Origin of the sequence: Alkalihalobacillus deserti, assembly GCF_020734105.1 — a bacterium.
In the GTDB taxonomy this organism is placed as follows: domain Bacteria; phylum Bacillota; class Bacilli; order Bacillales; family Bacillaceae_D; genus Halalkalibacter; species Halalkalibacter deserti.
On the sequence record NZ_JAJAFR010000033.1, the window covers coordinates 1 to 691 of the forward strand.

General features: G+C 39.4%; 1 protein-coding gene. It reads left to right on the forward strand.

Going from position 1 to position 691, the window contains the following annotated elements; all coding sequences use genetic code 11:
* Positions 1-94 precede the first annotated feature (94 nt).
* A partial coding sequence (locus LDX58_RS24265) for a transposase (protein ID WP_227940158.1) occupies positions 95-691 on the forward strand: 597 nt, incomplete at its 3' end.

Below are 691 nucleotides of genomic sequence, written 5' to 3' on the forward strand. Positions count from 1 at the left end.
CGTAAAATAGTTTGTGTAAATGAATTGAAACAAAAAAAGAGGTAGGGTACCCTCTAGTTAACCGCTAAACCAACTGAGAGGAGATGCCCTACCTATGAGTACTAGTATAGGACAAAACACACTTGAAAATCAATTAGATTCTATGGTTCGTGAGTTTGTTAAAGAAAAACTTGAGACCATGATGAAGGAAGAAATGAATAGCTTTTTTGAACATGAACACCCAGAGTTTAAAAACCAGAAGAACGGTTTCTATCAAAGGCAACTAGATACCAAGTATGGAAGATTGGAAGACCTACAAGTGCCTCGTGATCGTGAAAATGCCTTTCAAACTGAGATCTTTTCTCCTTATCAACGACGTGAGCAATGGCTTGGTGAAACCATTATTACGATGTATCAAAAAGGTGTAAGTACCCGTGAAATTGGTCAGTTTATTGAGCGTATTTTAGGTCATTCATATTCGGCTGCAACGATTAGTCAAATCACCGACGTCGTGGCAGAGGATATTGAGTCTTGGCAACAACGTCCACTGAAAAAGCGTTACTCTGTCCTTTATTTAGATGGTACTTATCTCAAGCTCACCTCTATTAGTTCCGAGATTCTTATTGTTCGGTCCTTCATCCATTGGACTACTATGACCTCTGCTGACTTCTTACCGTTCACGGGCTCATCACTGAGTTCGTTGTTTTCTTAT